General features: G+C 41.9%; 5 protein-coding genes. 2 read left to right on the forward strand and 3 right to left on the reverse strand.

Features of this window, described 5'->3' with window-relative positions; genetic code table 11:
- Window positions 1–236: 236 nt before the first annotated feature.
- Complete coding sequence (locus FHW89_RS14860; RefSeq protein WP_172335853.1) at window positions 237–1,805, forward strand: glycoside hydrolase 43 family protein; 1,569 nt, start codon at window positions 237–239, stop codon at window positions 1,803–1,805.
- Window positions 1,806–1,890: 85 nt separating this feature from the next.
- Window positions 1,891–3,990: an alpha-L-arabinofuranosidase C-terminal domain-containing protein gene (locus FHW89_RS14865; RefSeq protein WP_172335854.1), complete on the forward strand. Its 2,100-nt coding sequence runs from the start codon at window positions 1,891–1,893 to the stop codon at window positions 3,988–3,990.
- A gap of 127 nt (window positions 3,991–4,117) precedes the next feature.
- On the opposite strand, the gene FHW89_RS14870 is transcribed toward FHW89_RS14865, so the two are convergent.
- From FHW89_RS14870 to FHW89_RS14880, 3 genes are all read right to left on the reverse strand, one after another.
- Window positions 4,118–5,233 (reverse strand): esterase family protein, encoded by a 1,116-nt coding sequence (locus FHW89_RS14870; RefSeq protein ID WP_253952242.1) that lies wholly within the window; start codon window positions 5,231–5,233, stop codon window positions 4,118–4,120.
- Between the two features lie 95 nt (window positions 5,234–5,328).
- Window positions 5,329–7,248 carry a RagB/SusD family nutrient uptake outer membrane protein gene (locus FHW89_RS14875; RefSeq protein ID WP_172335856.1) on the reverse strand — a complete coding sequence of 640 codons (1,920 nt, stop codon included), beginning with the start codon at window positions 7,246–7,248 and terminating at the stop codon, window positions 5,329–5,331.
- A gap of 10 nt (window positions 7,249–7,258) precedes the next feature.
- Entirely contained in the window at window positions 7,259–10,321 is a 3,063-nt protein-coding gene (locus FHW89_RS14880) for a TonB-dependent receptor (RefSeq protein WP_172335857.1), read from the reverse strand.
- Window positions 10,322–11,102: the final 781 nt, after the last annotated feature.

The raw sequence follows: 11,102 nt of genomic DNA on the forward strand, positions 1-11,102 counted from the left end.
GATCAGTCTAAGGTATTACCAATAAAAAAGTACAGGTATAACGTTTGTCTAATTGTCTGTCACAAATGTGCCCTGAAGCACCTTCATAACTACAGGTATCCTTTACAAATCTTATCATGAATATTAATCGTCAGTAATCTTTTTTCTACCTTAAACATTTGGCTAAGCTTCATGAACATTTGTGATACCTATTGACCGGTTTAATCATGATTTTTAACCATTGTTAAATCGTGATCATGGTAAGTAAAAATCTAATAAAACGAACACTTCCCTATTTGTTGTGGTTCATGGTTACGTTGCCCGCCTACGCACAACAGGCTACCAACCCAACCGTATATGCAGATGTCCCGGATCTTTCCATAATCAGGGTTGGGGATACCTATTACATGAGCAGCACTACTATGCACATGAGCCCCGGGCTGCCGATCATGAAATCTAAAGATATGGTGAACTGGCAAATAGTCAATTATGCCTATAACACTTTGGACGATGTTGATGAACTCAACTTAACCAATGGCAAAAGCACTTATGGCCGAGGTTCATGGGCAAGTAGCCTTCGGTATCATAATGGTACTTTTTACGTATCAACATTTTCCGGCACCACAGGCAAAACTTATATCTATAGTACTAAAGATGTTGAAAGAGGCCCCTGGAAGGCTATTTCATTTAAACCTTCGCTTCATGACCACTCGCTTTTTTTTGATGATGACGGAAAGGCTTACATGATATTTGGTAGTGGAAAAATCATGCTGGCAGAATTAAATAATGATCTTTCGGGTATAAAACCTGATACCAAACCTCAGGTGATTATAGAAAATGCCAGTGCTGCAGCTGGCCCTAATATTGGTTTGCCGGCAGAAGGCTCACAGATGTTTAAAGTTAATGGCAAGTATTACCTTTTCAATATCAGTTGGCCAAAAGGTGGCATGCGAACCGTTTTAATACACCGGGCAGATAAACTAACAGGGCCATATGAAGGCCGTATCGGTCTTCAGGATAAAGGAGTTGCGCAGGGCGGCCTTATCAATACGCCCAAAGGCAATTGGTACGCCTATCTGTTCCGTGATTTTGGCTCGGTAGGTCGTATACCCTATCTGGTACCGGTAAAGTGGGAAGACAGCTGGCCGATAATTGGTGTAGATCATCATGTTCCTGACGCACTTGACTTACCAGCAAATAAAAGTTTGATTCCGGGGATTGTTGCTTCCGATGAATTTAACCGGAAGAAAAACGATCCTAAACTCCCATTAATATGGCAGTGGAACCACAATCCGGATAACGCCTTGTGGTCATTAACAGCACGTCCGGGATTTTTGAGACTAACCACCGGACGATTGGATACCTCCATATTTTTAGCTCGTAATACACTGACACAACGTACCATCGGGCCGGAGTGTACCGGTGTTACCTCTATTGACGTTACTCATATGAATGATGGCGATTGTGCCGGCCTCCTTTTATTGCAACGAAAATTTGGTTGGATTGGAGTTAAAGTAAGTAACGGCGTTAAATCAATTGTAATGGTCGATGGCCAAACAGGGTTTGCTGTAGAAGCGGCAAGGGTACCGCTACAGCAACAAACCGTATATCTTAAAACCAGCTGCGACTTTAAGAATAAGACTGATAAAGCAACATTTTTTTTCAGCCTTGACGGCCATAAATGGGATCAAATAGGTAGTACATTGCAAATGGCTTATACCATTCCTCATTTTATGGGTTATCGTTTTGGCTTATTTAATTATTCAACAAAAGCATCAGGCGGATATGTAGACTTTGATTTCTTCCATATGAGTAATAAACTTTAAAAAAAGTATAATTAATAGTAATCTTATAGTATAATAAAAGCGTAAATCCTATCATATCTTACCATAAAAACCTAAAATCAATTCGATGAGAAAACACCTATTTGTATCCTTATGTTGTTTAAACATATTTAGCGTGCTGCAAGCGCAAACAAAACTTAACCTCGACCTTACGAAGGGTGTAAATGTAAGCCCAAAACTATATGGATTGATGACTGAAGAAATTAATCATTCCTATGATGGCGGCCTGTATGCCGAGCTTATTCGTAACCGCACATTTAAAGATAGTCCTGAGAAGCCCGACGGTTGGAGTGCAATTCAGGAGGGTGCTACAAAATCTTCTATTCAACTGATTGGCGCAAACCCCGCTAATGTACCCGCAGATCAAGGGAGAAATGCCATTAACAGCGCGCTAACTACTTGTTTAAAGCTTACTGTTGCAAAAGCGGATGGCGGCCGGGCCGGTATTGCTAATGAGGGGTACTGGGGTATCCCGGTAAAACCGTCAACAACTTATAACTGTTCTTTTTATATTAAAACAGGCACCGTCGAAATTCCACGTGGAAATCGTCGTGATGCTACTCCGCCCGCAACGCCTGCATTTAAAGAAAATGGCCCTGGCGTTATTGAAATTAGTATAGAGAGCAATGACGGACAAACCGTGTATGCCAAAGGCACTATTAACCTGGAAAAAAGCATTTATTGGAAAAAACATCAATTAACATTAACTACATCTGCAGGTATAAAACCTACTGCAAATGCCCGCTTTGTTATATCAACAAAGCGCACAGGTACCTATTATTTTAATCTGGTGTCTTTGTTCCCGCCAACTTATAATAACCGGCCAAACGGCAATCGTACTGATATTATGCAAATGATGGCAGATATGAAGCCTAAATTTCTGCGGTTCCCGGGCGGCAATTTCCTGGAAGGGCCTTATTTGGGCGATGCCTTTCCCTGGAAAACAACTTTAGGACCATTGGAACAACGCCCGGGGCATGCCGGCAGCTGGGGTTATAGGGCAAGTGATGGTATGGGTTTACTGGAGTTTCTGGAATGGTGCGAAGATTTAAAAATGGAGCCTTTGCTGGCCGTGTACGCGGGTTATTCGTTACGCGGCGATCATGTGGATGCAGGCCCTTTACTTGAGCCGTATATACAAGATGCCTTAGATGAAATTGAATATTGCACGGGCGATATTAAAACCTACTGGGGTGCAAAACGCGCTGCAGACGGACACCCGGCACCATTTAAACTAACCGATATTGAAATTGGTAACGAAGACTGGTTTGACCGTTCAGGGAGCTACGAAGGCCGCTTTAAACAATTCCAGGCCGCTATTAAAACCAAATATCCTCAATTACGATGCATCTCAACTATTGAAGGTTACCGCTCAGACCGGGTTAAAAGCGTAAAACCTGAAATGATAGATGAACACTATTACCAGTCTGCGTGGGAGATGGAGGAAGATGCTGCAAAATACGATACCTATGACCGTTCTTCCAGTCCGAAGATCTTCGTTGGCGAATGGGCCACACGCGAAGGTGCACCAACCACCAATTTGAATGCCGCGCTTGGAGATGCCGCTTGGATGACCGGCATGGAACGTAACAGCGACCTGGTACAACGCTCGTGTTATGCTCCATTGTTTGTTAATGTAAACCAAGCTACTGAAAGCAGGCCAAAGGCCTGGCAGTGGGATTCTGATCTGATAGGCTATAATACTTTAATAAGCTATGGTTCTCCATCCTATTATGTACAGAAATTATTCGGCAACTATCTTGGCACCAAAGTGGTACCCATAACTGCAGAGAATGCCCCTATGCAAAAACCCGCTGAACAAGATACCATAGGCATGAGCCGCCGCCCGCCGAATGCCCGCCGCCCAAAAGCTGAACGTCCGGCATTATTTTACGTAGCTACTCAGGATGATAAAAACATTTATCTGAAAGTAGTGAACACAATTAACTCACCACAGGAAATTACCGTAAATATCAATGGCGGCAGCATAGCGGCAACCGGTACAAAGATTGTTTTAAAAGGCAACAATCCAACAGATACTAACAGCATAGACGATCCTGCCAGGATTGTTCCGGAGGATTCTAAGATTGATGGATTAGGTAAAAGCTTTACACAAACTTTTGCCCCATATTCTGTAAATATCATCAAGCTTTCCAAAACTAAGTAAGGGTAACAACCAATTTGCAGCAAAAAGGCTTATGCAATGCATAAGCCTTTTTGCTGCAATTCAATTATCTGTCCTTGCCTCTATCGGGTTATATATTCCTATCATACCCCCTGAATATCTCATATTATCAATTTTGAAAAAGCAACGGTGCCAATTGATATAAACCTCGTCGCCAGGTAAGAAACTCATGACCTGTGTTTGGGGAAACATAAGATACCGCGTTATAACCGGCGCTCTTTAATTCACTTGCTGCATTATTAACCCCATCTGGCTTTTCACGGCTACCACAACTCATAAAGATGAGCCGGGGCTTTGCCTTATCTTTTAATTCCGCCGAATTGAAGGTACCACCGCTCAAAAGGGCGTAATACCCAAATTCACCGGGCATGGCAAGTGTGATAGCATGAGTCTCCATCCCGCCCATAGAAAGCCCTCCCATAGCACGGTGCATCCGATCTGCTTTTGTCCGGAAATTGGCATCTACAAAAGGAATTAACTCTTCTGTCAAAACGCGTTGAAAAGTGTCAACCTTAAAGCTTCTAATCCCTCCCATTCTGGCCACATTGGTCATACCGTAGGTCATCACAATAATAAAAGGCTTTATCTTACCTTCATTTATTAGGTTGTCCATAATTAAGTTGGCATGCCCCTGATTACTCCAAGCGGTTTCATCTTCGCCCCAGCCATGCTGCAGATAAAGAACAGGATAATGTTGCGACTTATCTTTTTCATATCCCGGGGGAGTATATACAAAAGCCCTGCGAACAGTGTTTGTGCTTTTAGATGAAAAAAGTACTTGCTGCACATTGCCATGAGGCAAATCCCTAAGCGCATAAAAGTCCTGATCATGGGCAGGAACTTCGATACCACTTTCCCAGCGGGTTGAACCGTAAAAATTTAAAGTACCAGGATCGTTAAAAACTCCTCCATCTACAATCAGGTGATAATAATGAAAACCCTCATCCATTGGCCCTGCCGTAGTGCCAACAAAGTAGCCTTCGGCATTCTTTGTAAGCACTGTTCCGTTATGGCCTCCTAATCCCAATGTTACCCGGATGCTATCGGCTTTGAGTGCTTTCACTTTAAAACGTACATAACCCTGGGAATTGACTTGAGGATACTCCTGCCCTGGCTGGTTAAGTGTTGACGGCTTAAAATCTTCTGCCGCAGAAGATTGGTTGCTTTGTGCCTTGCAGATACATCCTGTTAATAGGATGATCAGACCTGTAACTAAACTTTTCATATTCATCTTATTAAGTAATAAATTTATTTCCCTTTTATTTTTTATAAAAAAGCCGCCTCATGATGAGTGAGACGGCTTAAATCATTAACTGATCATTAATAACCCGGATTTTGATAAGCTGCTTTATCGCTTGTACTCATCACCATGCCGTCTATCTGCCCTTGCGGAATTGGACGCAAATACAAATGAGGGTCAATTGTTCTGGTTACCTTTATCGGCGTATGGTCGCCAAAGTTTGTACCTCCGATGGTATAGGAAGCCGCCAGTTCGGCCCATTTTTGGGTTCTTACCAAATCAAACCAACGCCCGCCTTCAGCATAAAATTCGCGTGATCGTTCTGCCAGTACATAGTTAATATCAATAACGGCAGGTGTAGCAGCAGTCATGACCTGGCTATCATCTTCAACTTTATTAACATTACCATTATTGTTAAAGCGCCATTTTCCGGCCCGGGCACGCAATACGTTTACCAGTTCCCGTGCCGACTTACCGCCTTTTGTAGTCGCACCTTTTACTGCCGCTTCCGCCGCGATCAGGTAAAGTTCTGAAAACTTGGCAATCGGATAAGGCCTGGTACTGCCGGCATTAGGCTGGCCAAGGCCACCTGCATTATCGGTACGGTAAGGCCCCAATTTCCACAGCCCAGGGTATATGATCCTGCTGATACCTCCGGGATTAACTACAAAATCTGCCCTTCCCGGTAATATTCCCGCTCCTACATTACCGTTTGCGTTAGCATATGCTACGGCAGGATTATCATTATCAAGAAAACTTAAAACAGCATCGCCGGGGGCAATAGATAATCCATTTGCATTAACTAATGTTTTTGCTGTAATACCTGCTTTAGGCCAATTTCCGCGGTAAACCGTTGTAAACGTTCCGTCGTACCTGGAATCATTAACCTTATCGGCGAAGGTATTTTTAATCACTTCAATAGTTGGCGCCATACGTACCCACGGACGGCCAAGATGTTGCTCTGCCTCCCGTTGAACCGAATTGGTGCCAGAGCTTTGAATGTTAGGATAGTTCCAGGTCATCATCCAACCGGCAAAATTATCAGGTGCGCCGCCAGTGCCGTAAGTCAAACTGGTACCGTTATATTTCTCACTGGTTTGTGTGTGATCGGCATAAAGAAGAATTTCATTATTGCGATCATTTGAACCCACGTTTACATCATAAAAAGTTGGCTGTAAGCCAAAAGCAGCCGGATTATCAATAGCAGTTGTTGAAATATCATAGGCGCTCTGAAAATACCATTGTGCGTCATGCCCATCCGGGTCTGTCCTGTTACTTGCAGGATAGGTAGGAATATTATTAGGGTTTTGAAGCCACCAGGCATAGGTAAGGTAAGCCTTTGACAAATAAAAACGGGCTGTTGTTTTAGTTAAACCGCCGACTACCCGACCAACATCCGGCAGATCATTTATGGCCTGAAGCAGATCCGGGAAGACGGCTTTTGTGTAAACTTCCGGTACAGTGTTGCGTTTTGATGTTCTGATTGGCGATGTATTGAATTTCAGTTCGCCGGCACCTAAATCAAGTGGAACACCTCCATAGGTTTGTACCAGTAAAAAATAATCAAATGCCCTGAAAAAACGTGCTTCTGCAATCAACGCGTTAGATAAACCAGCAGAACTTGCGTTTTCAATAACCCCACTGGCTGTGTTGATATTAGGGAAAGCCTCGCCCCATATGATGCTTGTAGGGTAACTGGTTGATTGAATTATTCCCACGCCGGAACAATCCATATCTTTAAAATTTCCATCAGCACTTTGTCCCCAGGTAGCTTCATCAGTACCGGTAACCCCAGAGTTATAATAATAAGCTTGTCCGTATATATTACGAAGATGCGCGTACATCGCAGTTAAGCCACCATTAACGCCATCTATGGTTTTAAAATAATCAGGTGTAAAGCTGCTGCGGGGCTGCTCATTTAGTACTTTATTGCATCCTGCCGGCAAGATCACAAAGACCAGTAAGCAGCTAATGATGCTTTTCATTTTTAAAGTTTTCATATCTTTCTTCTTAAAATGTCATACTCATACCAAAAATATAATTGCGGGTCGAAGGCGCGTTTGTACCAATGGTAAGGAAGCGCCTTTGTGCCTGAGAAAGTGGCACGGCGGCATTCTCATTACCATAAGAGTTGGTTTCCGGATCCATACCCGATATTCTATGATATGGAGAGAAGAATACAAATGGATTCTGAACGGTAAAATAGGTGCGCAGCCTTACGGTAGATTGTTTTGATAACAACTTAGTAAAATCGTATCCAAGGCTCATGCTCCGAATTTTCAGGTATGAGGCATCAAAATAACCCAGTGTACTGCCATATTTCGGATTATCGCCACTGGTAATACCACCGGGTTTCGGAAATTGGGCACCGGTATTTTGAGGGGTCCAATAATCAACATTTACGTTATTGCTGCGGCCTGTCAATAAATCCAGATATCCGCCTGAACCATATAAACTACTGATTAGTACGCCACCATATTTATATGCGCCTATGATGGTAAAATCAAATCCTTTATAAGCCACTCTTGTATTAAAACCGCCCTGAAATTTGGGATCTACATCAATGATTTGCCTGTCATCTGGGCCAATTGCCCTTGTTGGCTGCCCGTTTGCGTTATAAGGTCCGGTATAAAGTACTTTAATCATACCTACATTACCACCTGGTTCCAGAATATTCAGGTTTGGATCGCCAGCCTGCCAGATACCAATTTTTTTATAATCAAATATGGAATTGATATTATGCCCAACAAACCACGAGTTCCCTTCATCCCGGGTCTGTCCGGATGCTAAAGCTACCAGCTTGTTGCGATTGCCATAAATGTTGACACCAAAATCCCAGGTAAAGCCGCCCTTGTTGATGATATTGGCATTCAAACTTAACTCAAGACCCTTGTTCTGTGTTCGTCCAATATTAGCAACGTAACTACCCACGCCAGATGTAGGTGGCAAACCTACGCTAAGTAAAATGTCTTTAGTTTGGGTAGTGTAATATTCGAGCGTACCCGATAAACGGTGTTTTAATATAGAGAAATCTAAACCATAGTTCCAGGTCTCAGAATACTCCCAACCTAAGGCTGAATTTGGTAGCTGGCTAACATAATAGCCGTTTTGATAATTGGCATCGCCAAAGTTGTAATAACGTGTAGTTAAAGCGCCAAGGGTTTGATAGGCATTTACGGCCTGGTTAGATGTTTGACCATAACCCACACGCAGCTTTAAATTATCCATAAAGGTCAGACCTTTCATAAACGATTCATTCATCATATTCCAGCCTACAGATATTGCCGGATAGGTATGCCATTTATGCCCTGGGGCTAAAACAGAAGATGCGTCAGAACGAATAGTTGCTGATATTAAATATTTGTCATCATATGAATACATTACACGCCCCATGTATGACATCAGGCCACTTAAGTAATAACTGCCGTCATTAATTTTAACCTCACCAGTAGACTGGCCTAAATTGTAGAATTGGAAAGCATCGGCCGGAATGCCTTTTGCCGACATTGATGAACTATTATATCGGGTTTGTTCAGATGAATATAGTGCAACTACGTTTAAATTGTGTTTTTGGGCAAATGTATGATCATAGGTCAGTAAGTTTTCAAGCGCCCAGTGATACTTCGCCGAATTACCTACATCTGCGGTAGAAATGGTGTTTGCAGTTGCGCTATTTATACCAGTGCCTGTATAATCACCATTATTACTTTGAATATAATCCAAACCGAGGTTGACACGGTATTTAAGCCCTTCTATCCACGGAATTTTCACTTCACTATAAATAGAGTTGTAGGTAGCATAACCGCGGGTTTCATTCAACCATTGATCATGTAAGTTGTTAATAATTCCTTTAGTTAATACAAAGCTTTCGGTTAATGGCATTTTTATCGTCCGTTTCAGCGAACCATCTGCACTATATGGATCAGCTATTGGCGTAAAGCCCAAAACACCACCCACCCCTATCTGACTACCCGCGGTTAGGTTATAGTTGTTATTAGTGGTAAAGCCTACTTTAAAATACCTGCCTACATTTTGATCTACCGAACCGCGCATAGCATAGCGGGTATATTGCTGCGTAGGAATTAGTCCCTGATTTTTGTAATAACCTCCGCCAAAATTGTAGCTACCGGTTTGACTACCACCTGATACACCTACATCATTGCTCCACACCGCGCCGGTTCTGTAAAATAGCTTTTGCCAATCTATATTTACGTTGTCCTTTTCATCCGCGCCATTAGTATATAGGCCGGCAGCTTTTCTCATGGCAACAAATTCGGGTCCATTCATCATCGGATAGGGGGCAAAAAGTGTTTGAATACCATAATAACCATTATAAGTTATTTTTGCCGCTCCTCCCATCTGTCCCCGGTTAGTGGTTATCAAAATGACACCATTAGCGCCACGTGAACCATAAATTGCTGTAGCCGATGCGTCTTTTAAAATGTCAATGCTTTTAACGTCGTTCGGGTTAATATCAGCAATCGATCCTGTGAAAGGTATTCCATCCAGAACAATCAGCGGATCATTACTTGCTGTTAATGAACGCTGCCCGCGAATAAGAATTTGCATTGTTGCTCCTGGTTTGGTAGAGGTTTGAGAAACTTCAACACCCGGTAACCGTCCTTGTATTGCCTGGCTTACGTTAGCTGAGGGTATGTCGCGTATTTTATCGCCGCTGATTGACGAAACCGAGCCCGTAACTGCTTCCCGCCTTTGTGTACCATAACCGATAACAACTACATCAGCAAGATTTTTACTGCTGGTACCCATATGAATGATAATATGTGAAAGTCCCTTGATAGGTATCTCCTGATCATTATAACCTATAAACGTCACTTTGAGTGTATTTTCACCTGCTGGCATGTTTATGGTAAATTCGCCATTAACGTCAGTAACCGCAGCAGCGTTACCAGATTTTGCCTTGATACTGGCTCCGGGTAAAGGCAGATTTTTCTCATCAACTACCTTACCGGTAATTCGCTTAGTTTGCGCAAAAGCAGATATGCTTATAATTAATGAGAAAAAGAGCAAAACGTAGAGTTTTAGATATTTGATTAGTATTGATCTTTTCATAAAATATTTTTGAAGGTTTATTATTGTTTCTCATCCGAGATCCCCGGGCCTCGCCCGAATCTCTATACTCGTGGTTCAATTTGATTCTCTGATCACCATTCTTTATAATTAGGATTTAGTGGGTTTTAAATTGTTTAATAAATTATCCGTACCGTTTTTAATCGTTACTATTACCCGATATTTCTTTAAGCATTCAGGTTTGACAATTGGCTTTAAGCAAACGGCTCTTTACAGACTTTAAAAACTTTAATTTTCCACCCATCAAAATCATAAAGCATTTTGACGGGTAAACAGCTTTTTACTGAACGCAATCGATTGAGTAATCAAATCAATCAAGCCGGCTGTCTGTTAATAAAAAAATTTGACTTTAGGTTATACTTTTTGTGCGGCCCCGGGTAACGAATTTATTATGAAGCCGATAGCTAAGATCAATGGTTTGTATTATTTATTATATAATGGATTGCTAAAATGCTACTACAAATGTTTATTAAAAAATAGTCAAATCATTTCAATTTTGATCAAAAATAATCTATAACTTCTTTATTACTAAGTAGTTAAAATCAAAAAACAATAGCACACATGTCAACTAATTATAGTTTCCGGACCATCTGCGTCTATTTTTTGGCTTGTTTGACCCGGTATGAATTTCCGACGAAGATGTCGTTCCACATCATTTAAATTTTATCCGGCATCATAACTTGATGATACATTACCATAACCATTTTGATTATTTGGGAAGCCAGGGTTTTGCAATACGAAATAAGCCCCAGGTAATAATTAC

The sequence above is a fragment of the Mucilaginibacter sp. SG564 genome, from assembly GCF_013149275.1.
GTDB lineage: Bacteria > Bacteroidota > Bacteroidia > Sphingobacteriales > Sphingobacteriaceae > Mucilaginibacter.

Coding starts and splice junctions, on each gene's coding strand:
- FHW89_RS14870 (WP_253952242.1), bottom strand. CDS start 5,233: ATGAAAAGTTTAGTTACAGGTCTGATCATCCTATTAACAGGATGTATC.
- FHW89_RS14880 (WP_172335857.1), bottom strand. CDS start 10,321: ATGAAAAGATCAATACTAATCAAATATCTAAAACTCTACGTTTTGCTC.
- FHW89_RS14860 (WP_172335853.1), top strand. CDS start 237: ATGGTAAGTAAAAATCTAATAAAACGAACACTTCCCTATTTGTTGTGG.
- FHW89_RS14875 (WP_172335856.1), bottom strand. CDS start 7,248: ATGAAAACTTTAAAAATGAAAAGCATCATTAGCTGCTTACTGGTCTTT.
- FHW89_RS14865 (WP_172335854.1), top strand. CDS start 1,891: ATGAGAAAACACCTATTTGTATCCTTATGTTGTTTAAACATATTTAGC.